Raw genomic sequence first — 19,822 nt, 5'->3', positions numbered from 1 at the left:
GGTCCGCCCGGCTCAATCACCATCGGCCGTGGTCTCAAAACCCTGGCCATCATCGCCGATGACCTCCAGCGTCTCCAGGAGCTGGGCCTGAAAATGTGACTAATGCTCAGCTCCCAGAGGGAGAGGGTGCATGCGTAACTCGATCAGCTCCATGTTCGCTGCTGGTTCCGCTCGTTCTTCTCCCGGAACGCCTGCTCCAGGTCCACTCCCACCCGGTTGGAGATCGCCAACAGGTAGTTGAAGACATCCACCAACTCCTCCGCCAGGTTCGCTCGCGCCTGCTCCGTCGGCGTCCCCTCCCCCTCGTCGAAGAGCTTGTTGTACCGGCGCACCGCCTTGAACAACTCCCCCATCTCCTCCCCCATCAGGAAGCAGTTGTGCACCAGGTCCACCTTCAGCCATCCATGCAGCGTCTCGAGCTCGTGGATGTAGCGCTGGTAGTCCTTCATCGTCGCGCCTTCAGGGAGCTTGATCATGCTCCCCTTCCTCGCTGACCCCCCTTCCGGCTGTCAACCTCCCGGCGCTCCCTTCCTCAGCGCCTCCTTCAACAGCTCGTGCACGTCCAGCGCCGTACGCTCCACGTGTCTCGCTTTCGACAGCGCCTCCTTGTACCCGGCCGCCACGTACGCCTGGAAATCCGTCGTCCCCACCCGGTACCTCCCCTCCCGCTCCACCCGCTCGTAACCCGCCCCCGGATCGTTCGCGTCCTTCAACACCTCCAGCCCTTCCACCCGCCCGTCCTTCACCTCGTAACGCACCCCGCTCCGCTGGCTGTACCCGTCCGTCCCCTTCTTCGACTCGCTCAGCTCCACCCACTCCGCCAGCTGCTCCCCCGTCAGCTCCGCCGTCACCACCACGTTCCGGTACGGAATCGCCCCGTAGAAGTCCTCCACCGTCACCTCCCCCGCCGGCAACCCCGCCCGGAATCCCGCCGACGTCGCGAAGAAGGCGTGCACCCCCGCCGCTCGCCGCCACACCTCCGTCGCCCAGGTGCCCACCTCCGCCTCCCCCGTCGACACGCCCTCGTCCCCCAGCGGTTTCGTCAGACGGCCCAGCACCTCGAAGCGCTCCGGCCTCTTCTCCACCAGCGCCCGCTGCAGCTCCGCCACCTTCGCCGCCGTCTCCGCGTCCTCTCTCCTCGTCACGTCCAGCTTCACCAGCCCCCCCTCCACCCGCTCCAGCTTCTTCCCCCGGAAGTGCAACCGCACCTCCGCCAGGTAGGCCAGGTACTGGTACGGCGACACGTAGTACGTCCTCGTCCCCGGCAGCATCCGCAGCTCCACCTTCTGGTGCGAGTGCGAGCCCATGATGAGGTCGATGCCCCGCACCTCCCTCGCCAGCGCTTCGTCGTCCTCGCCCAGCTGATGGCCGATGAGCACCACCGCGTCCACGTGCTCCTCGTCCCGCAGCGCCCTCACCACCTCCCTCGCCGCCTCCTTCGCCTCCGTCCACCTCGTCCCCGCCGGCAGGTTCTCCGCCTTCACCAGCCGCTGCATGTCCGGCCCCGCCACGGCGAAGAGCCCCACCCTCACTCCCCCCACCTCCCTCACCACGTACGGCCGCCCCTCCACCTGGAAGTACGGCGCTCCGTCCCCCCTCACCAGGTTCGCGCTCAGCAGCGGGTACTCGAGCCCCTCCCTGCACCGCTCGAACCTCTCCGCCCCGTAGTCCAGGTCGTGGTTCCCCAACGCCATCACGTCCACCACCCCGTTCAGCCACGGCCACTCCACGCACCCGTACTCGTCACTCCACGTGGGCACCCCCTTGTTCAGCATGTCCCCTCCCGACACCACCAGCGTGTCCGGCCGGGACTTCGCCTCCTTCAGGTACGCCAGCGCCCTCGCCAGTCCTCCCTGTCCCGGCTCTCCCTCCGAATAGAAGGGCACCGCGTGCGAGTGGTAGTCCGTCATCCCCACCACCGTCACCGTGTGCGTCGTCTGGCAGGCCGGGAGGAACAACAGAACCGCGAGGAGGCAAAGTGAGGTCTTCATCATGGGCGGGGCTCGTGCTCGCTCCCCCCTTCACACCCCCTCCCTCATCGCGTCAAGGCGTGCCCCGTTCACGCCCGGCGCCCCCCCAGGCAGGCGTCCTTTCCGCCCCCCGTCCCGTGCCAGCCGCTCCCTCCACCCCCATCTTCAGGGAAATTCCTCCAGGAGAGGCCAGACGCGATGCAGAACCCGAACGACGAGAAGAAGGACATCCGCCAGGGCTCGGGCGAGCAGGAGCAGGAGCAGGTCCGCCACAAGGGCGGCGGCCGCTCCACCTCCGAGGAGAAACAGTCCGGCCCCCAGCCCGAGGGCAACGGCGGCACCGGCCAGCCCGCCGCCTTCCCTCCGCACAACTGAACATCCATCCGGAGGCTGCTCGATATGTCTTCTGAGTGGGCTGAAGAGGCGGAGCGGCAGGCCAGGGCCATCACGCGGGACCTCATCGAGGTGGGCCGCGTTCGCGGCTTCCGCGTGACGTACCAGAAGCGCGAGGCCCGGTTCGCCCTCCGGGCCGGAACGGTGACCACCTACTTCTCCGCCCATTCCTATGTGACGCCGCGAGGCATGGACTGGCTCCAGCTCCGCATCGACATCCTCTCGCGCGTCAGGCGCCCTCAGCAGGACCAGCAGGGTGAGTCCACGCCCGCTCCGTGAGGCTTCCGGGGGCGCTCGGCGCCCCCCTCTGTTCCTCTACCGGCGTGGCATGAGCTCGGGACAGGCCCGGCCCAGCCGGTTCAGCCGATCGCAGTAACAGCCACACGAGCCCGGCGTGAAGCACGCGTCGACTCCCGGCGGCTGGGTGCAATCACATTCCGGTCTCGTGCCGAGCTGCTTCAGCTCCTGCTCGTCCCTCTTCGAGCACCGCGCGCAGGCCCGGCACTGGTCCGGGCAACGCTCCTCGAAACTGTTTTCGTTGTACCAGGGCTCCACCGCGTTCTCCTCCGCGGAGCTCGTGGGCCCTGGCGCCCAGCGCTTCACCGTGCACCCTCCTCCCTCCCCCTGCTCACAGCACGGATTGCACCCCGGCTCGTCCGGCGCCCGGCAGGTCTCCCCCACTCCCGCTCCGCTCGTCGTGCTCGCGGGTGGCTCGCTCCTCCCCCCCGATGCGGTAGTGCAACCGGCCGCCAACGTGGCGAACAGCATCATCCAGACCATGACCGCGGGCGCTCGTGACATGAATTCTCCCAAGTAGGGCTATACCCTCACCCTAGCCCTCTCCCAGAGGGAGAGGGGACTTCCCACGGACTCACTGGATTCGTTCAGTGGCATCGGGACTCGCTCTGTCTCTTGGTGGAAGGTTCTCTCCTCCTTTCCCGCTTCCTCCTCACCTCCCTCTTCCCCCCTCGTGCTACTTCTGCGCCCTGAAGGGGGGAAACATGTATTCACAGAGAAACCTGATTCACGTTATTAGTCTGTCCGTGCTGTTCCGCCTGTTCCTCATGGGCTTCGGCTCCGAGGCACACGCCGCGGCTCCTCCCACGCAGGCCGAGCTCCGGCCCCTCCGCGTTCGCAGGGACGTCCGCACCCTCACGCCCAAGGAGCGCAAGGAGCTCGTCAGGGCCATCCTCAAGCTGAAGCAGGTGCCCTCTCCCTACTCGCCCGGCCTCAGCTACTACGACCAGTTCGTCGACTGGCACCGCTCCCTCTACGTGTGCGACCCCCACATGCCGCATGGCTCCATGCCCATGGCACATGCCGGTCCTCTCTTCCTTCCCTGGCACCGTCAGTTCCTCCTCCTCTTCGAGGACGCCCTGCGCGACGTCAGCGGCAACAAGCACCTCACCGTTCCCTATTGGGATTGGACGCGCCCCGAGAGCACCGCCTCCGTCTTCCAGGATGACTTCATGGGCGGAGATGGTGACCCCTCCGATGGGTACACCGTCCACTCCGGCCCCTTCCGCAAGGGACGCTGGCCTCTCACCGTCCAGCCCCTCGGCTGGAATGAGCAGCCCTCCGTCTCACCCTGGCTCGTCCGCGCCTTCCGCACCCTGCCCACCGCCACCACCCTCCCCTCTCCCCAGGAGGTCCGGGCCTCTCTCGCCGTCCCGCTCTATGACGTCCCTCCCTATGACACCACCAGCGACTCCACCTTGAGCTTCCGCAATTACCTCGAGGGATTCAGGGACCCGCCCGGTCAGCTCAGCATGGTCTGCGCCTCGGATGGCTTCATGGTCCTCCTGCCCCTCAACACCCCCACCATGCACAACGTCGTGCACGGCTGGGTCGGCGGTCTGCTCTCCGTCACCTCCGACGGCCGCTACGTCTTCGGCACCATGGGCCTGTCCACCTCGCCCAATGACCCCGTCTTCTTCCTCCACCACGCCAACGTCGACCGCATCTGGGACCGCTGGCAGCGCCTCCACGGCACCCCCTCCTACCTCCCCGTCTCCGGCCACCCCGGCAACGACATCGACTCCATGCTGATGCCCTTCCATGAAGCCGGCCTCATGGTCACTCCTCGAGACCTCGAGGACACCTCCGCGCTCGGCTACCGCTACGAGTGAGGCCATCGTGGCCCGCCGCTGGAACTGATCTACCCGCCGAACACGTCTGCCAGGTAGCGCCGCTGCTTCTCCATGTCGCGCATCCAATCAGCGGCCTGCTCCGGCGTGCAGCCGGTCCGCTCCTGGTGGATGCGCGCCACCGTCTCCCGCACCGCGGGCGCCATGTAGCGGCCATCCCCGCAGACGTACACGCACGCCCCCGCATCCAGCAGCGCTCCCACCCGCTCCCGCTCCTCCCACAGCCGGTGCTGCACGAACTTCACCCCCTCGCGCTCCCGCCGGAAGAACGCGGGGTACACCTCCACCACCCCCTGCTTCTCCCAGCCCTCGAGCTCCTCCCGGTAGAGGAAGTCCACGTCCGGGTGGTCGCACCCGAAGAACAGCAGCGCCCTCCCCAGCTTCGTCCCCCGCCCGGCCAGCTCCGCCCGCTCCTGGATGAACCCCCGGAAGGGCGCCAGCCCCGTGCCCGCTCCAATCATCACCACCGGGACGCCCGGGTCCTCCGGCGGCCGGAACGGCGTGTGCGGCTCCCGCACCACCGCCGGAATCCGTGAGCCCGGCTCGATGCGCGCCAGGTAGTTGGAGCACGTGCCCCGGTACCGTCCCCGCCCCGACAGGGCCGGCGCGTCCAGCACCGCCAGCGTGAGCGTGCACCGGTCCGGCGCCTCCAGCGGCGAGGACGAGATGGAGTACCGGCGCGGCTTCATCGGCGGCAGCATCTCCAGGAACACCCCGAACGGCAACTCGCAGGCGGGGAAGTCCTCCAGCAGGTCCAGCACGCTCACCCGCTTCTCCAATATCTCCGTGCGGTAGTCCTCCTGGCCCGCGCCTCCCTCTCCCGCGAGCGCCAGCAGCCGCTTCTTCTCCGGCGGGCACGCCGTGTACTTCGCCAGCAGCCGCAGGTCGTTCCGCGTCGCGGGCATCGACAGCTCCACGTAGAGGCCCACCAGCGCACGCACCGTCACCGGCCTGTCCAGCGGCAGCGTGCTCTGCTCCTCCCGCGTGCGCCGGATGAGCACCGTCTCCTCCGGGTCCAACCGGAAGCGCCGCGCCACCCGCTCCACCTGCTCGGGCGCGTTCTCCGGCAGCACCGCCAGGTGGTCTCCCGTCCGGTACGTCATCCCCTCCGGCAGCCGCACCTCCACGTGCCGCTTCGAGCGGCCGAACGGTGACGTCATGTCCACCAGCTCGCGGTTGGCCAACACCTCCATCGGCACCACGCCGTGCGCCAGCTCCAGCGGATCCGCCACCTGGTCCAGCCGCTCCACCTCGTAGCGCGGCGCCAGGCTCGTCTCCGCCGCCTCCACCCCGAACGTCTCGCCCAGCGTCGGCCACACACCCTGGTACCACCCGTCGAAGTCGCCGAAGAAGTCGCCCCGCGCGTCCGCCTCGCCCCGGGTGAGCATCCGGCTCGCTCCCGCCGCCGCCAGCCGCTCGTCCACCTGCCTCGGCACGGCCTGCCACGTCGCCGCCCAGTCCCGGTTGCCGCAGCCGAACACCGTGTAGTGCACGCCCTCCAGCGCCCCGGGCTGGAGCTCCTCCAACCACCGGCAGAACGCCTTCGCGTTGTCCGGCGGGTGCCCGTTGTACGAGGCCGTCACGATGACCACGCCTCCCTCGCGCGGCAGGCGCCTCGCGTAGGCATCCATCGTCCCCACCGTGGGCGCGTACCCCTGCACCGCCGCGTCACTCGCGATGCGATGGGCGAAGGCCTCCGACGAGCCCGTGTTCGAGCCATACAGCACCAACAGCGGCGTGCCGTGCCGCGCCACCGGCCCGGACGTCCACGTCGGCTTCTCCGGCACCGCCACCGGGGTGGCCGTCCTCAGGTCCACCACCGTCCGCTCCGCGTCGTCCCGCACCCGCACGCGCATCCGGAAGCCCTCCGGCTTGAGCGTCAGCGTCTCCTTGATGTGCAGCTGGTACCGCGTGTGGTCGATGGGCTTGAAGCGCTGCAGCAGCATCGCCAGCACCAGCAACGCCTCCTGCATGGCGAACGGCCGGCCAATGCACCCGCGCTGCCCATTGCCGAACGGCTTCCACGCGTTCGGCGGGAGCGCCGCGGCGGCCTCCGGACCGAAGCGCTCCGGGTCGAAGCGCTCCGGCTCCGCCCAGACCTCGGGGTCCCTGTGCAGCATCGGCGTGAGCACCATCACCGGCTCGCCCTTGCGCACCGGCCACGTGCCCCCGAGCACCGTGTTCTCGCGCGCGACCAGGCCCATGGCCGGTGCCGTGGGCCAGAGGCGCAGCGACTCGCGCAGCACCTGGTCCAGGTACGTGAGCTTGCCCATCTGCTCGAAGGTGGGGCTCCGCAACGGGTCCCTCCCGAGCACCCGGTCCACCTCCGCCGTGGCACGCGCCAGCACCTCCGGGTGCTTGAGCAACTGGTAGAGCGTGAAGGACAGCAGCCCGCTCGTCGTCTCGTGGCCGGCGATGAGGAACGTCACCACCTGGTAGCGGATGTTGACGTCGTCGAGCCCCTGTCCGCTCACCGGGTCCACCCCCTGGAGCATGAGGCTGAGCAGGTCCTTGCGCGTGGCCGCGTCCCCGTTGCGGCGCCGCTCGCGGATGACCTCGTCCACCACCTGGTGCATGTACTCGATGTCCCGCTGGTACTGCTGCTGCGTCATCAGCATCAGCCGCGTCTGCAACGGCAGCCGCCGCGCACGGTCCCCCGCCTCGGCGAGGCTGCGCACCATGGCGTCCACGAAGGGGTGCATCTCCCGCTGGTAGAAGCTGTTGAAGCGGTACCCGAAGCCGCACAGCGCGATGGTGTCGAGCGTCAACCGCGTCATGTTGTCGGTGACGTCCAGGTCCGCGTCCGGCCCGAGCCGCTCCCACTTCGTGAGCATCTGCTCGGCGATGTCGAGCATGAAGTCGAAGTAGCCCCGCATCGCCCGCGGCCCGAACGCCGGCATCAAGATGCGGTGCGCCAGCGTCCAGTTGGGCTCGTCCGTGTACGCGGTGAAGAGCCCGTCCCCCGCGAACTCGCGGATGTTCTTCAGCGCGCCCCCCACCGACTTGTCGAAACGCTTCTCGTCGCACACCTCGTCCACCAGCGCGTGCGAGCTGACGACCAGGATGGACCGGCCCGGAAAGCTCAGCCGGAAGATGGGCCCGTACTCCTGGCTCAGCCTCATCATCGACTGGATGGGCGTCTCCGCCTCCAGGTCCGGGATGTTGCCCACCAGGGGGCGCTTGCGAGGCTGGGGGATTGCGGGGTGGGCCGTGGCGCTGCTCATTCGGAAGACTCCTGTCCCTGTGGACTTATAGGGCAATCAGCCTTATTGATCTATAAGCACCTGGGCGCGCCGCGTCAACCCGGCCCGCACGCGTCACGGGTGGGAGTCAGGCGGGTCCGTGTGCCGCCAGGCGAGTCCGTGTGTTCAGAGGGAGGAGAGAATGTCAGCGCTGCTTCGAACGGGATGCCGGGCCCTTCCGGGCAGCCGGGCGTTTCCCCTCCGGGGTGGCGCGCAGTCCCCGCGTCACCAACTCCACCACCAGGTCCGCGTACCGCGCGATGGCCTGCTCGTCCTTCACGTCCAGCCCGAAGGCGCGCCGGGCCAGCTCGGGCTGGGCGAAGGCCTGGGTGCTCGCGCCGATGATGGCGAAGTAGGCGAAGCGCGAGTCCACCGGACGGATCGTCCCGTCCTCCACCGCGGCGGACAGCTCCTTCAGCAGGAAGGACAGCGAGACCGAGAGCCGGCTCTCGAAGAGGTCCTCGAAGGCCTCGCCCCCCGCGCTGCTCTCGGTACGGATGAGGCGGGAGAGCTCCGGACGCCGGCCACTGAAGCACACGAAGGCCCGCAGCAGGTGCTCCAGCCGGGTGGCCCGGTCCGCGCCCTCCACCTCGCGCTGGGCCACCTCCATCACCGCGCGCAGCTCCTGGAAGAGCTCCCCGAGCACCGCGTGCCACAGCCCCTGCTTCGAGCCGAAGTGGTGGTGCACCAGCGGCTGCGTCACCCCCGCCCGCCGGGCGATGCCCGCGGTCGTCGCGCCCGCGTAGCCGTGGTCCGCGAACTCCCGGATCGCCGCGGCGAGGATCTCCGCTCGACCGCTGCCTGCGACATGACGAGTACTCACCGCCTCATCGTGCTGTCTCGCACGCTCCCTGGCCAGTTCTCTCCGAATCGGAACGTCCCCACTGGCATCCTCTCCGTACCATGGCTTTCACGCGGGACGAAGACATCCGTCCCCCACCCGACAGGAGCACCATGACCGTCACCAATCACCAGTTCCGCCTCGCCGCCCGCCCCGTGGGCCTCCCCAAGCGCGAGGACTGGAACTACACCGAAGAGCCCGTCCGCGAGCCCGGCGAAGGCGAGATGCTCGTCAAGGTCCTCTACATCTCGCTCGACCCCGCCATGCGCGGCTGGATGAACGACGCGAAGTCCTATATCCCCCCCGTGGGCATCGGCGAGGTCATGCGCGCCGGCGGCGTCGGCAAGGTCGTCTCCAGCAAGCACCCCGGCTTCAAGGCCGGTGACTACGTCATGGGCACCTTCGGCGTGCAGGAGTACGCCCTCTCCAATGGCAAGGGCGTCACCCAGGTGGACCCGCGCATCGCTCCGCTGCCCGTCTATCTCGGCACCCTCGGCATGCCCGGCCTGACCGCCTACTTCGGGCTGCTCGACATCGGCAAGCCCAAGGCCGGTGAAACCGTCGTCGTCTCCGGTGCCGCCGGCGCCGTGGGCACCGTCGTGGGGCAGATCGCGAAGCTCAAGGGCTGCCGCGTCGTCGGCATCGCCGGCGGCCCCGACAAGTGCCGCTACATCGTCGAGGAGCTCGGCTTCGACGCCGCCATCGACTACAAGTCCGAGGACGTCAAGAAGGCCCTGCGCACCCACTGCCCCAAGGGCGTCGATGTCTACTTCGACAACGTCGGCGGCGACATCCTCGATGCCGTCCTCACGCAGATCAACCTCCGCGCCCGCATCATCATCTGCGGCGCCATCTCCCAGTACAACGCCACCGGCCCCGTCAAGGGCCCGGCCAACTACATGTCCCTGCTCGTCCACCGCGCCAGCATGACCGGCATGATCGTCTTCGACTACGCCGACCGCTACGCCGAGGCCGCTCGCGAAATGGCCGGCTGGTTGACCGCCGGCAAGCTCAAGTCCCGCGAGGACATCGCCACGGGCTTCCAGACCTTCCCCGAGACCTTCCTCAAGCTCTTCAAGGGCGAGAACACCGGCAAGCTCGTGCTCGAGGTCGCCAAGGACTGACGGCCCTCTCCCACTCCGCTCACGGGAACTCGGGCAGCGGCGAGACGTCGGGTGCCACCCACTCGCGCCTCGCCGCGTCCGCCTCCAGCGTCTCCTTCCGGTAGTGGCGCTCCAGCAGACGCCCGTTCAGCAGCTCCGGGTGTGCTTTCAGGAAGGCTTCGAAGGGCTCCAGTCCTGGTGTCTCCTTCAACGCGCTGTAGACGTGCGCGCTCCACGCCCTCGTCACCGTCTCGTGGTACTTGCCCGAAGCTCCCAGCGCCTGCGCGTACCTCTGGATGGTGCTCCGGATCCGCGCGTAGCCTTCCTCCGGCCCGCAGCCCCGTAGGTACAGCCACCCCAGTCGCAGGTGCTCCCGGTGCCCGAAGTGCTCTCCTGGCCACGTCGTCGCCTCTACCTCCGCCAGGAATTCGTCGTCAGCCGCGGTCCGTGGATCCATCTCGGGGTCCTCTATACCCTCACCCCGTCCCTCTCCCAGAGGGAGAGGGGTTGTTGGCTCAGCGGCCCAGCTTCGCCGCCAATGCCAGCCTCGCCGCCACCGCCAACGCGTCCGCCCTCTCGTTCTCCTCGTGCCCCGCGTGCCCCCTCACCCAGTTCCATCGAACCTGGTGCACCCGCGTCTGCTCCAACAAATCCCTCCACAGGTCCGCGTTCTGCACCGGCTGCTTGCTCGACGTCTTCCACCCCGTGCGCTGCCACTTCTCCAGCCACTTCTCCTCGAACGCGTTGCGCACGTACTGCGAATCCGTGAAGAGCTCCACCCGGCACGGCGCCTTCAACGCCCTCAGCGCCATCAGCGCCGCCGTCAGCTCCATCCGGTTGTTCGTCGTCTCCGGCTCCGCCCCGCTCAGCTCCCGCCGCGCATTGCCGTGCGCCGGGGAAATCAGGATGGAACCCCAGCCTCCAATGCCAGGGTTCGGCGAGCACGCGCCATCACAATAGATGTGGACCAGGGGTAGGGACATGCGAGTCCCTTCATCCTACCCCCAGCTGAACGCGTACTCCCCATCCAACTCGTGCACCCACTCGCGCGACACCCGCACCCGGCGTCCGCCCGAGGACTCCAACAGTCCTTCCAGCACACCCTCGTGGCACGCCGAGGGCAGGAAGTCCCCCTTCACCACGAAGCGGCCTTGGCTCTGCCCCGTCCACACCACCGACTGCTCCCCGAAGCTCAGCGAGTGCCGGTACATGTCCGGCACGCTCTCCATCATCCGCCTCGGGCTGCCGTAGGACATCAGCACCGCCATGCGCCCCACCGGCGAGGCCAGGAAGCCCGCGTTCGCGTGCCGCCCCAGCTCGCGCAGCACCGCCTCCCCTCCTCCCCACCTCGCCCCCAGCTCCCGCGCCGCGCACCCCAGCAGCCTCAGGAACGCCTTCAATGGGTAGCTGTAGAAGTCGAGGAACTTCCCCTCCCCGCCCTCCTCCAGGCAGCGCCTCACCACCGTCTCGCCCCCCAGCTTCCTCACCGCCACCAGCGCACTGTTGAAGAACAGCCCCCGCACCGTGTCCTCCGGTGCCGCCATGGACATCCGCCACGCCAGGTCCCACTCCCAACCGCACGGTGCTTCCATCAGCGTCACCGCCTCGATGCTCATTGGCCGTACCCCGGAGCTGCTGGAGGATGCGCGGCCCATCTCCGCCACGCGTGAGACGCCTCGAGTTGCATCGTATGTGCCGCGAGGGTTTCAACCCACCCCTTCCGTCCGCCGCTCCACACTTCGCACGTCCCCTGGCACCACCGTCCCACCCCGCGTCCACTGGCCGACACCCACCTGGCCCCCGGGGCGCAAAGCCTGCACGGCGCCAACGCTTCGCGGCGCGCAAAGCCTGCGTTGCTCTATTGCCAACAGACGAGGTACTCGCAGTCGAGCAACCCCATCCGCCAGGCGCGCACCGACACCGAGCGCGCATTCACCCGCTCCAGCGCCGCCAGCAGCACGCCCTCGTGGTACGCGCTCGGCATGAAGTCGCGCCGCATGAGGATGCGGCCCCGCGAGGCCCCCTCCCACACCACCGAGCGCTCCCCGTAGTTCACCGCCGACCGGTACGCCGAGGGCAACATCCCCAGCAGCCGCCGCGACTCCCCCTTGGAGAGCATCATCAACGCCTTGCCCGCCGCCGAGTGCAGCATGTCCGCCGTGGCGCGCCTCCCCAGCTGCCGCTGCGCCTCCTCCCACCCGCCACACACCGGCTCCAGCACCCTGGCCGCCGCGTCGTTCACCCTCAGGTACGTGCTCACCGGGTAGTTGAAGAACTCCACGAAGCGCGGCTCGCCCCCCGCCTCCACGCACAGGCGCATGGCCGCCTCGCCCGCCAGCGACCGCACCGCCTCCAGCGTGCCCAGGCAGAACATGCCCCGCACCGTGTCCCGGGGCGTCGCCAGCGACAGCCTCCGCTCCAGGTCCCCGCGCAAATCCTGCGTGCCCCGGTCCACACCGACCTCACAGATGCTCGTGCTCATGGGCACCATCCCTCTCCCTCCGGTGCGCTGGACCCCAGGTTCCGACCGCGGCGAAGCGCTCATGGTCCACCCTAACCACGCCTCTGGCAGCCAGCACCGTTTCACCTCCTCTTCCCGCGTCTCCTGGCCGACGCCTCCCCCCCCCGAATGCGCGCTCCCGCACACTGCTATCGCCCCGCTCGCGGGTCCCTCCTCCACCCGCGCATACAATGGCTGTATCTGTACGCAATGGCGCGAATCGCCTCCCCTCCTTCATCAGCGAAGGAGGTGCTTCGAAAATGAAGCAGGGCGCCCTGACGCCCCCCGAGCCAGCACCCTCGCCCGCGGTCGCCCCCCTCTGGACGAAAATCCCTTCTCTTGATTTCTCTGGAATTCCGCCCTGGCTTCACCGTTGACGCGGGAGCGCATCAGAGATGACGGCCACGAGCGAAAACCCCATCCCCCTCCGAAGCGAACGCAAGCCCCTGTACGTGCAGGTGGTGACCCAGCCCGCCCTTCACGGGTGCTGGGCGGTGAACATCAGCGAGACGGGTATCGGGCTGATCGCCACCCCGAAGGGGCCCACGGAGGGGCCGCGCGAGGGCGAGGAGTTGGAGATGGCCTTCACGCTGCCGGACTCGCGCGCGCGCATCCGCGGGCGGGGCGTGGTGCGCTGGCGGCATGATCCGCTGGAGCGGGAAGAGAGCGCGGTGACGGCGCTGGGCATCAGCTTCCAGTCCTTCGAGGGCTCGGACGGGGTGACGCTCAAGCGCTACCTGTTGGACCACCAGCTGTACGTGGCGGTGGTGTTCCCGGAGGAGGCGCAGATGCGGAGCCTGCGCGAGGCGCTGGAGGGCCACGTGCGCCTGCGCTTCGCGAGCTCGCCCGAGGACGTGGACCTGTTGCTGGGACGCGGGGACATCAGCGCGATCATGGTGTGCGGGCGGGACGAGGCGCGGGCGGTGGCCCTGGTGGAGCGGCTGGCATTGAAGCGCTCGGAGGCGGACCCCACCGGGGCGGGGCCCGCGAGCGACCTGTCGCCCCGCATCCTCTATTGCGCGCCCGCGGTGCCCACGCGGCTGGTGGAGCTGTTCAACCAGGGGAAGATCTTCAGGGCGCTCACCCCGCCGCTGGAGCCGCTCGCGCTGAGACAGGCGGTGCTCCAGGCGAGCCGCGAGCTGGGGATGCGCACGGAGCAGCGGCGGGCCGCGCTGGAGCTGGAGCGCAACCTGCTGCGCGAGCGCGCGCGAGAGGCCCCGCGGCTCTCCCCCCAGGCGGACGTGACCGAGGAGCCCGGCTTCCGCAGCCCCGCCATGCGCGAGGTGGTGGAGATGGTGCGCGTGGCCGCGCCCCACCGGGTGGCCGTGCTGCTGCAGGGCGAGACGGGCACGGGCAAGGAGGTGCTCGCGCGCATCATCCACCGGTTGAGCGGGCGGAGCGACCTGCCGCTGGTGGTGCAGGACTGCGGCGCCCTCACCGAGACGCTGCTCGAGAGCGAGCTCTTCGGCCACGTGAAGGGCGCCTTCACCGGCGCCGTGGTGGACCACCCGGGGCTCTTCGTGCTCGCGGATGGGGGCACCATCTTCCTGGACGAGATTGAAAACACCACCCCCAACCTCCAGTCCAAGCTGCTGCGGGTGCTGGAGAGCGGGGACGTGCGGCCGGTGGGAAGCACCCAGGTGCGCCGGGTGGACGTGCGCATCATCGCCGCCAGCAACAGGGACCTGTCCGAGGAGGTGCGCGAGGGCCGCTTCCGCAGCGACCTCTTCTACCGGCTCAACAGCTTCACCATCGACCTGCCCCCGCTGCGCGAGCGCCCCGAGGACATCCTGGACCTGGCGCGCCACTTCCTGGCCCACTTCAACCGCACGTTGAGGCGCGCGGCCAGCGGGCTGTCGGAGGAGGCCGAGCAGATACTGATGTCGGCGAAGTGGCCGGGCAACGTGCGCGAGCTGCGCAACTGCATGGAGCGCGCCGTGCTGCTGTCCACGGGCGAGGAGTGGGTGACACGGCGCCACCTGCCTCCGAACCTGGTGGCGGGCGCGCGGGGCGCCTCGCGGCAGCAGGTGCACGCGAGTGGCTCGGGCTCGCTGAAGGAGCGGCTGGAGCAGTTGGAGAAGGAGATCATCCGCGAGGCCCTGGAGCGCAACGGAGGCGTGGTGCGGCGCGCGGCCGCCGCGCTGGAGATGGATCCGGTGACGCTCGGCCGCCGGGTACGGCGGCACGGGCTCATCAGCAAGGACTCCTGAGGGCCAGGACGAGACGCGTTACGGCGCGGGCTCGCAGCCACAGCCGCAGGCATCGGAGAACGCCTGCTGATCCGGCTGGCAGGTGTAGCGGATCACCGCGCACTGCTCGGGGTCCCGCGAGACGTAGGTCCGGTCCGGATCCTTGTCATCGCAGGTGGTCTTGCAGCCGCAGCCGCAGTCGTTGAAGAACACCTCGGAGCCCTCGGGGCATTGGAAGAGGATGGCGGCGCACTCCGCGGGATCTCGAGAGACGTAGTCGTAGCCGTGCCCCTTCCCGCAGGAGAGCTGCTGCTCGGTCTGCGCGACACAGATGCCGCCACAGTCACGGCCCCCCTGATTCGGGTCACAGCCATCATTCGGATCGTCCACGCAGGAGAGACCCTCCGCGCACCGGATGGCGGCGATGCCACCGCAGAACTCTCCCTCGGACGCCGCAGCCGCCTGTTGGGCCTCCGCGGTGGGGCTACAGGCCGTACCAGCCAGAGCAACACTGACGACGAGGACACTCCAGGAGATCAATCGGATCGACATGAACACACCCTCCCTTGTATTCGGGACAACCCTTCGTTGCCCTCGGGGGAGAGAAGTTGGGCGCACCAGAACGATCCGGAAGAGAAGCGGTGCGCGGAAGCTCCACGAACGCCTGCCTGGCGGGCACCCGTGGAGTTTCCAGCACGCGTCCACTTGCCCGCGGCACGCTGCTCCGCTCCTTCCCCCCAAGCTCGGAGGCGGGCACTACTCCAGCACGCAGCCATCGCGCTCGCTGACGAAGCGGGCCTTCCCGCCCCACAGCAGCGCCGCGGCCGTCCGCACCGTGCGCTCCTCGTAGTCCACGTGCACCGTGGCCACCGCGGGGCTCGCCTTCGTCCAGCGCCGGCAGTACTCCTCGCTCATCTCCATCACGAAGACGCACGAGCAGAAGTCCTTCGCCGTGTACGAGGTGACGAGCTGCAGGTCATTGTTGTCGTAGGGACGCTCCACCGTGTCGCCCCTCCCGCAGGAGAGGACCACGGCGCACGCGAGCAGCCCCGCCACCCGGCTCCAGGTCTTCATGGCAGGTCCTCCACCACCGCGAGCGACAGCTTCAGCAGCGTGTCCAGCGAGAAGCTCCCATCCCGGTCATCCGCGGTCCGCACCACGAGCAGATCCTTCGAGGGAATGACGGTGATGGACTGGCCCCAGTGCCCGCGTGCCACGTAGGTGCCCTCGGGCGCGCTCGGCCAGGGCAGCTCCTTCTGTACGCCGGGAATGGGACGGTTGAGCCACCACTGCCAGCCCTGCACGTCATCGGAGCCGCGCTCGTAGGACTTCAGGTGGATGGGCCCGGAGACCTGTGTGGACTCCGTCACCCAGTTCTCGGGCAGCACCCGCCCACCTTCCCAGCACCCGTCATTGAGGTAGAGGAAGCCCAGCTTCGCCAGGTCGCGCGGCGTGGCATGCAGGTACGAGGAGCCCACCACCACGCCCTTGCCATCCCGCTCCCAGGCGGCGCTCTTCATCCCCAGCACGTCGAGCAGCAGCGTCCACGCCCAGTCCTTGCCCAGCGAGGGCCGCAGCGCCGCGTCCAGCACCCCACTGAGCAGCGTCGCGTCCCCGGACGAGTACCTCCACGAGGTGCCCGGCTTGTCGCTCAGCGCGTGCCCGGTGATGAAGGACACCATGTCCTGGCGGCCCTCGCCGTACAGCATCGCCAGCACCGAGGACGTCTGGTGGGTGCCGCCGTTCTCGTAGTCCTCCCGCCAGTCCAGCCCCGAGGCGAACTCCAGCAGGTTGCGCACCGTGATGGCGCAGCTCTCCTCCCGCCTCGCCTTCACGTACTCGCAGATGGAGTCGTCCAGCTTCACCGAGCCCCGTGCCACCGCGATGCCCGTGAGCGCGCTGATGAAGCTCTTCGACACCGACCAGGCCAGGTGCCTCTTGCTCGCGTCGAAGCCGCGTCCGTAGCGCTCGTACACCACCCGTCCCTTGTGGATGAGGAGCAACCCGTCCGTGCGCACGCCCTTGCGCTCCTCGTCCCTGCCCTGGAGCGTGAAGGCGTACTCCTCCAGCGCCTGGATTCGCGCAGCCCTCACCGAGGCCACCTCGGACCGGCCATCGGGCCAGCCCTCCGTGGGCCACGAGGAACGCGTGGGACACTCGGCCGCCCGCGCGGGCAACGCGGAAGACAGCGCCAGGGCCACCAGCGCGGGCAGCCAGAACTTGTCGTGGGTGTGGAGTCGATGCATGGGAGCTCGGGGGGAATTCAGAACGTGTGACGCACCAGGGGCACCACCAGCGCGCGCGAGGCCGTGGCCTCCACCACGGAGCGCGGCGGCTCGGGGGCTCGCGGGCCGGAGGGCGGCGGGGCCGGAGACGTCGCGCGCATCGTCAGCGTCACCGCCGAGGGCAGCAGCACCGCCTCCACCAACGTGAAGAGCGCCGCGTTGCCCAGGTCGTGCACCGTGGCCCCCAGCAGCACCGCGCCCGTCACCGCCAGCACGTGCACCCCGAGCGCCACCCATACCGCTGGGCTCAGGCGCACGCTGCCCGGCTGCAACAGGTTGCCGACGAACCACTGCGCCCCCGCCACCGCCAGCGGTGGCAGCGCCACCAGCAGCAGCATCGCCGGAGCGGCCGCCAGCACCAGGTTGCTCGACAGCGAGCCCACCCACGCGCTCAGCGCCAGCGTCGCCGGCACCGACACCACCGCCGCGCCCGCCCCCGTCGCCAGCTCCAGCGCCATCCACTTCACCGGGTCGTCCACCATCATCGCCGGCTGCTCCGGCAGCAACCGCGCCGACTCCGGCGCCGCTCGCGACGTCACGGGCACCACGCACAGCACGAGAGCCAGGGCCAGGGCCGCGCCAGGACACGCCCGCCATCCATCCGCTCGCAGGGAGAACATGGCCCTCTGTCATATCATCGACAACGGCCCCCTCCCTCCGGGGGGTGGGGGTGTTTGCGTCCCCCCTTCCTTCATGTCAGCGTGAAAGCCCCAGCGCGGACCGCCCCTGCGTGCCTGAGCCCAAGCACATCCTCCAACGCTGGCATCCACTCGCGAAGCTGGGGCTGTTCGCGCTCGCGCACTACGCCAGCGTGCGTCTGGGCATGAGCATCGTCACCCCGGACGAGCACGTGTCCGCCATGTGGCCCGCCAGTGGTGTGACGCTCGCGGCCCTGCTGCTGTCGCGCTTCCGCCTCTGGCCCGCGCTCGTCCTGGTGGGCATCGCCGTGGAGCCCTTCGCCTATGTCCCGGAGCGGCTGCCCCACCTCTCTTCCTTCATCCTGTCCACCGGCAACCTCCTGGAGGCGCTCCTCGGGGCCTTCGTCCTGCGCCGCTACGTCGGCTTCCGTCCTTCCCTGGAGCGGGTGCGGGACATGCTCTCGCTGCTGGGAGTCTCCGTCCTGCTGAGCACCCTGCTCAGCGCCTCCTGGAACGTCCCCCTGCTGGCGTCGTTCGGGAAGATTCCGTGGGCGGCCTGGAAGAGCCAGTGGTGGGTCTTCTGGGTGGGCGATGCCATGGGCGTGCTGCTCATGGCGCCAGCGCTGCTCTCCTGGGCCACGCGCGGGCTCGAGGGCTGGAGCCGCGCACGCCAGGGCGAGTTGCTGGCCCTGCTGCTGCTGCTGGCCCTCACCGTCCAGCTCGTCTTCTCCTGGGCCCCCTTCGACTCCAACGACTACCACCCCGTCACCTACCTGGCCTTCCCCTTCATCCTCTGGGCCGCGCTGCGCTTCGACGTCCGGGGCACCACGGCCGCCCTCACCGTGCTCGCCGCACTGTCCATCCTGCACACCCTCGAGGGCAGCGGACCCTTCGCCACCGAGCACGTGTCGCCCCACTCCACCACCCGGAGCGTCGTCTTCCTCCAGACCTTCCTGGCCGCCATGGCCGTCTCGGGGCTGCTGCTGGCCGCCGCCCTCGGCGATCGCCGCGCCGCGCAGGAGAAGGCCACCCACCTCAACCGCGAGCTGCACCTGTCCCTGGAGGAGCTGGCCCACGCCCAGCGCGCCCTCGTGCACCGCGAGCGCATGGCCGCGCTCGGCGAGCTGTCCGCCAGCATCGCCCACGAGGTGCGCAACCCCCTGGCCGCCATCTCCAACTCCGTGGCCGCCCTCACCCGCCTGGCTTCCCCCCAGGAGAACGGCACCGCCTGGGAGCTGCTCGGCGTCATGAGCGAGGAGATCGCCCGGCTGGACCACCTCGTCACCGGACTGCTGGACTTCGCCCGGCCCATCGAGCCCCGCCTCTTCCCCCAGTCGCTCGACTCGGTCGTGGAAGGGGCCCTGGAGTCCTCGCTGCGCTCGGAGCCCCGCGCCGGACAGGTGCGGGTGGCGCGCTCGTTGGATCCGCAGCTGCCCGAGACGCTCCTGGACCCGCAGCTGCTGCACCTGGCCCTCAGCAACCTCTTCACCAACGCCCTGCAGGCCATGCCCCAGGGCGGCGAGCTGCGCGTGGAACTCGGCCGCGAGCAGTGTGGCGGCCGCACCATGGCCTCGCTCACCATCACCGACACCGGCCCGGGCATCACCCCCGAGGTGATGGCCCGCATGTTCGAGCCCTTCTACACCACCAAGGCCGCCGGCACCGGCCTGGGCCTCGCCATCGTCCGGCGCATCGTGGACGCCCACCACGGCTGCCTGGAGGTGCGCAGCACCGTGGGCCAGGGGACGACCTTCATCGTCCACCTGCCCCTGGGTCAGGCGCCGGGCACCGCCTCGGCCGCCTGAGTCCGCCTAGAACGGAATGCCGCCGTCCTCGTCGTTGCCACCCCCGCTGTAGTCGTCATCCCCGTGCGGTGGCGGCTCGTCTCCCCCTCCGGACTCGCCCCCTCGCTGCCGGGCGATCTCCGCCTCGATCGCCGCCAGCAACGCCCGCTCCCGGTCGTGCCACCGCGACTTGCTCGGGTCTCCCAGCGAGCGCCTCGCCCCGTTCGCGTAGTACTCCAGGTCCCCCATGCTCGCGCCCCGGATGGGTCCACCCTTGCTCCGCCCGTAGTTGGGGAACACCGCGACCTCCCCCGCCGAGCCTCCACCACCTCCACCGCCGCCGCCTCCTCCACCGTACGAGGCCGACCGCCTTGGCGCCGCCGCCGCCGCGTCCGGCGTCCCTCCAATCGTCATGTCCCCCAGCTTCAGCGTGAACCCGTCCCCGTTTCGGGTCGCCGTCCCCACTCGCACCTGCTCCACTCGCCCGTCCGGGCGCTTCACTGCCACCGTCACCGGATACTGATCGCTCATGCCCGCCGGAAATCACTCCCGGCACGGTGTGTCAACGACTCCCAGGGGCAGGGGTCCACGGCCCAACCCGCTCGCGCAGCAGGCGGCCTCCGGTCGTCCCCGGGCAGACCCTCACCCTGACCCTCTCCCAGAGGGAGAGGGGATTGGCACGGGCTCGAGCCCGGGGACCGGGATACCCTCACCCCGTCCCTCTCCCGGC

General features: G+C 69.5%; 20 protein-coding genes. 6 read left to right on the top strand and 14 right to left on the bottom strand.

The genetic code is table 11. From position 1 onward, the window contains the following. Positions 1–143: 143 nt before the first annotated feature. Both NR810_RS48060 and NR810_RS48055 read right to left on the bottom strand, forming a co-directional pair. Positions 144–476: a pyrophosphohydrolase domain-containing protein gene (locus NR810_RS48060; protein WP_257462565.1), complete on the bottom strand. Its 333-nt coding sequence runs from the start codon at positions 474–476 to the stop codon at positions 144–146. Between the two features lie 33 nt (positions 477–509). Then, complete coding sequence (locus NR810_RS48055; protein WP_257462564.1) at positions 510–1,994, bottom strand: bifunctional metallophosphatase/5'-nucleotidase; 1,485 nt, start codon at positions 1,992–1,994, stop codon at positions 510–512. Positions 1,995–2,168: 174 nt separating this feature from the next. Between NR810_RS48055 and NR810_RS48050 the strand changes: the two genes are divergently transcribed. Together NR810_RS48050 and NR810_RS48045 are read left to right on the top strand one after the other, a co-directional pair. Next, positions 2,169–2,345: a hypothetical protein gene (locus NR810_RS48050; RefSeq protein ID WP_257462563.1), complete on the top strand. Its 177-nt coding sequence runs from the start codon at positions 2,169–2,171 to the stop codon at positions 2,343–2,345. A 24-nt stretch (positions 2,346–2,369) separates the two neighbouring features. Then, positions 2,370–2,642, top strand: coding sequence for a hypothetical protein (locus tag NR810_RS48045; protein WP_257462562.1), 273 nt, complete (start codon positions 2,370–2,372; stop codon positions 2,640–2,642). 36 nt (positions 2,643–2,678) lie between these two features. Here the strand turns inward: NR810_RS48045 and NR810_RS48040 are convergent, their stop codons facing one another. Then, a complete protein-coding gene (locus tag NR810_RS48040) occupies positions 2,679–3,164 on the bottom strand; it encodes a hypothetical protein (RefSeq protein ID WP_257462561.1) in 486 nt (161 codons plus the stop codon). 200 nt (positions 3,165–3,364) lie between these two features. Here NR810_RS48040 and NR810_RS48035 point away from each other — a divergent pair, with 200 nt between their 5' ends. Next, positions 3,365–4,492 carry a tyrosinase family protein gene (locus NR810_RS48035; RefSeq protein ID WP_257462560.1) on the top strand — a complete coding sequence of 376 codons (1,128 nt, stop codon included), beginning with the start codon at positions 3,365–3,367 and terminating at the stop codon, positions 4,490–4,492. A 29-nt stretch (positions 4,493–4,521) separates the two neighbouring features. Here the strand turns inward: NR810_RS48035 and NR810_RS48030 are convergent, their stop codons facing one another. Further along, on the bottom strand, positions 4,522–7,734 hold the full coding sequence (locus NR810_RS48030) for a bifunctional cytochrome P450/NADPH--P450 reductase (RefSeq protein WP_257462559.1): 3,213 nt from the start codon (positions 7,732–7,734) through the stop codon (positions 4,522–4,524). Positions 7,735–7,897: 163 nt separating this feature from the next. After that, the gene (locus NR810_RS48025) at positions 7,898–8,575 is read right to left on the bottom strand and encodes a TetR/AcrR family transcriptional regulator (RefSeq protein ID WP_257462557.1); all 678 of its coding nucleotides are present in this window, start codon (positions 8,573–8,575) and stop codon (positions 7,898–7,900) included. A gap of 131 nt (positions 8,576–8,706) precedes the next feature. Between NR810_RS48025 and NR810_RS48020 the strand changes: the two genes are divergently transcribed. Then, positions 8,707–9,717, top strand: coding sequence for an NADP-dependent oxidoreductase (locus NR810_RS48020; protein WP_257462556.1), 1,011 nt, complete (start codon positions 8,707–8,709; stop codon positions 9,715–9,717). Positions 9,718–9,736: 19 nt separating this feature from the next. Here the strand turns inward: NR810_RS48020 and NR810_RS48015 are convergent, their stop codons facing one another. The 4 genes from NR810_RS48015 to NR810_RS48000 form a co-directional block, all read right to left on the bottom strand. Next, entirely contained in the window at positions 9,737–10,153 is a 417-nt protein-coding gene (locus tag NR810_RS48015; RefSeq protein ID WP_257462555.1) for a hypothetical protein, read from the bottom strand. A 58-nt stretch (positions 10,154–10,211) separates the two neighbouring features. Then, a complete protein-coding gene (rnhA, locus tag NR810_RS48010) occupies positions 10,212–10,679 on the bottom strand; it encodes a ribonuclease HI (protein WP_257462554.1) in 468 nt (155 codons plus the stop codon). A 15-nt stretch (positions 10,680–10,694) separates the two neighbouring features. Next, the gene (locus NR810_RS48005) at positions 10,695–11,312 is read right to left on the bottom strand and encodes a DUF2378 family protein (protein WP_257462553.1); all 618 of its coding nucleotides are present in this window, start codon (positions 11,310–11,312) and stop codon (positions 10,695–10,697) included. 242 nt (positions 11,313–11,554) lie between these two features. Further along, the gene (locus tag NR810_RS48000) at positions 11,555–12,178 is read right to left on the bottom strand and encodes a DUF2378 family protein (protein ID WP_257462551.1); all 624 of its coding nucleotides are present in this window, start codon (positions 12,176–12,178) and stop codon (positions 11,555–11,557) included. Positions 12,179–12,591: 413 nt separating this feature from the next. On the opposite strand from NR810_RS48000, the gene NR810_RS47995 reads away from it, so the two are divergent. Beyond that, a complete protein-coding gene (locus tag NR810_RS47995) occupies positions 12,592–14,406 on the top strand; it encodes a sigma 54-interacting transcriptional regulator (RefSeq protein WP_257462549.1) in 1,815 nt (604 codons plus the stop codon). A gap of 18 nt (positions 14,407–14,424) precedes the next feature. Here the strand turns inward: NR810_RS47995 and NR810_RS47990 are convergent, their stop codons facing one another. From NR810_RS47990 to NR810_RS47975, 4 genes are all read right to left on the bottom strand, one after another. Next, complete coding sequence (locus tag NR810_RS47990) at positions 14,425–14,937, bottom strand: hypothetical protein (RefSeq protein ID WP_257462548.1); 513 nt, start codon at positions 14,935–14,937, stop codon at positions 14,425–14,427. Positions 14,938–15,141: 204 nt separating this feature from the next. After that, positions 15,142–15,459 carry a hypothetical protein gene (locus NR810_RS47985; protein WP_257462547.1) on the bottom strand — a complete coding sequence of 106 codons (318 nt, stop codon included), beginning with the start codon at positions 15,457–15,459 and terminating at the stop codon, positions 15,142–15,144. Further along, positions 15,456–16,631: a serine hydrolase domain-containing protein gene (locus NR810_RS47980; protein ID WP_257462546.1), complete on the bottom strand. Its 1,176-nt coding sequence runs from the start codon at positions 16,629–16,631 to the stop codon at positions 15,456–15,458. Before NR810_RS47980 ends, NR810_RS47985 begins: the two co-directional genes overlap by 4 nt. Positions 16,632–16,648: 17 nt before the next feature. Then, positions 16,649–17,290: a hypothetical protein gene (locus tag NR810_RS47975; protein ID WP_257462545.1), complete on the bottom strand. Its 642-nt coding sequence runs from the start codon at positions 17,288–17,290 to the stop codon at positions 16,649–16,651. Positions 17,291–17,400: 110 nt separating this feature from the next. On the opposite strand from NR810_RS47975, the gene NR810_RS47970 reads away from it, so the two are divergent. Beyond that, positions 17,401–19,113, top strand: a complete 1,713-nt coding sequence (locus NR810_RS47970; protein ID WP_257462543.1) for an MASE1 domain-containing protein — start codon at positions 17,401–17,403, stop codon at positions 19,111–19,113. A gap of 6 nt (positions 19,114–19,119) precedes the next feature. Here NR810_RS47970 and NR810_RS47965 read toward each other — a convergent pair whose 3' ends face one another. After that, complete coding sequence (locus NR810_RS47965; protein ID WP_257462542.1) at positions 19,120–19,623, bottom strand: hypothetical protein; 504 nt, start codon at positions 19,621–19,623, stop codon at positions 19,120–19,122. Positions 19,624–19,822 lie beyond the last annotated feature (199 nt).

Origin of the sequence: Archangium lipolyticum (assembly GCF_024623785.1) — a bacterium.
In the GTDB taxonomy this organism is placed as follows: domain Bacteria; phylum Myxococcota; class Myxococcia; order Myxococcales; family Myxococcaceae; genus Archangium; species Archangium lipolyticum.
This window is presented reverse-complemented; position numbering and strand designations above follow the sequence as displayed.

What these genes read in the sequence shown, in the direction of transcription:
- NR810_RS48060 (WP_257462565.1), bottom strand. Translation starts at nt 476, where the DNA reads ATGATCAAGCTCCCTGAAGGCGCGACGATGAAGGACTACCAGCGCTAC.
- NR810_RS48055 (WP_257462564.1), bottom strand. Translation starts at nt 1,994, where the DNA reads ATGATGAAGACCTCACTTTGCCTCCTCGCGGTTCTGTTGTTCCTCCCG.
- NR810_RS48050 (WP_257462563.1), top strand. Translation starts at nt 2,169, where the DNA reads ATGCAGAACCCGAACGACGAGAAGAAGGACATCCGCCAGGGCTCGGGC.
- NR810_RS48045 (WP_257462562.1), top strand. Translation starts at nt 2,370, where the DNA reads ATGTCTTCTGAGTGGGCTGAAGAGGCGGAGCGGCAGGCCAGGGCCATC.
- NR810_RS48040 (WP_257462561.1), bottom strand. Translation starts at nt 3,164, where the DNA reads ATGTCACGAGCGCCCGCGGTCATGGTCTGGATGATGCTGTTCGCCACG.
- NR810_RS48035 (WP_257462560.1), top strand. Translation starts at nt 3,365, where the DNA reads ATGTATTCACAGAGAAACCTGATTCACGTTATTAGTCTGTCCGTGCTG.
- NR810_RS48030 (WP_257462559.1), bottom strand. Translation starts at nt 7,734, where the DNA reads ATGAGCAGCGCCACGGCCCACCCCGCAATCCCCCAGCCTCGCAAGCGC.
- NR810_RS48020 (WP_257462556.1), top strand. Translation starts at nt 8,707, where the DNA reads ATGACCGTCACCAATCACCAGTTCCGCCTCGCCGCCCGCCCCGTGGGC.
- NR810_RS48015 (WP_257462555.1), bottom strand. Translation starts at nt 10,153, where the DNA reads ATGGATCCACGGACCGCGGCTGACGACGAATTCCTGGCGGAGGTAGAG.
- rnhA (WP_257462554.1), bottom strand. Translation starts at nt 10,679, where the DNA reads ATGTCCCTACCCCTGGTCCACATCTATTGTGATGGCGCGTGCTCGCCG.
- NR810_RS48005 (WP_257462553.1), bottom strand. Translation starts at nt 11,312, where the DNA reads ATGAGCATCGAGGCGGTGACGCTGATGGAAGCACCGTGCGGTTGGGAG.
- NR810_RS48000 (WP_257462551.1), bottom strand. Translation starts at nt 12,178, where the DNA reads ATGAGCACGAGCATCTGTGAGGTCGGTGTGGACCGGGGCACGCAGGAT.
- NR810_RS47995 (WP_257462549.1), top strand. Translation starts at nt 12,592, where the DNA reads ATGACGGCCACGAGCGAAAACCCCATCCCCCTCCGAAGCGAACGCAAG.
- NR810_RS47990 (WP_257462548.1), bottom strand. Translation starts at nt 14,937, where the DNA reads ATGTCGATCCGATTGATCTCCTGGAGTGTCCTCGTCGTCAGTGTTGCT.
- NR810_RS47985 (WP_257462547.1), bottom strand. Translation starts at nt 15,459, where the DNA reads ATGAAGACCTGGAGCCGGGTGGCGGGGCTGCTCGCGTGCGCCGTGGTC.
- NR810_RS47980 (WP_257462546.1), bottom strand. Translation starts at nt 16,631, where the DNA reads ATGCATCGACTCCACACCCACGACAAGTTCTGGCTGCCCGCGCTGGTG.
- NR810_RS47975 (WP_257462545.1), bottom strand. Translation starts at nt 17,290, where the DNA reads ATGTTCTCCCTGCGAGCGGATGGATGGCGGGCGTGTCCTGGCGCGGCC.
- NR810_RS47965 (WP_257462542.1), bottom strand. Translation starts at nt 19,623, where the DNA reads ATGAGCGATCAGTATCCGGTGACGGTGGCAGTGAAGCGCCCGGACGGG.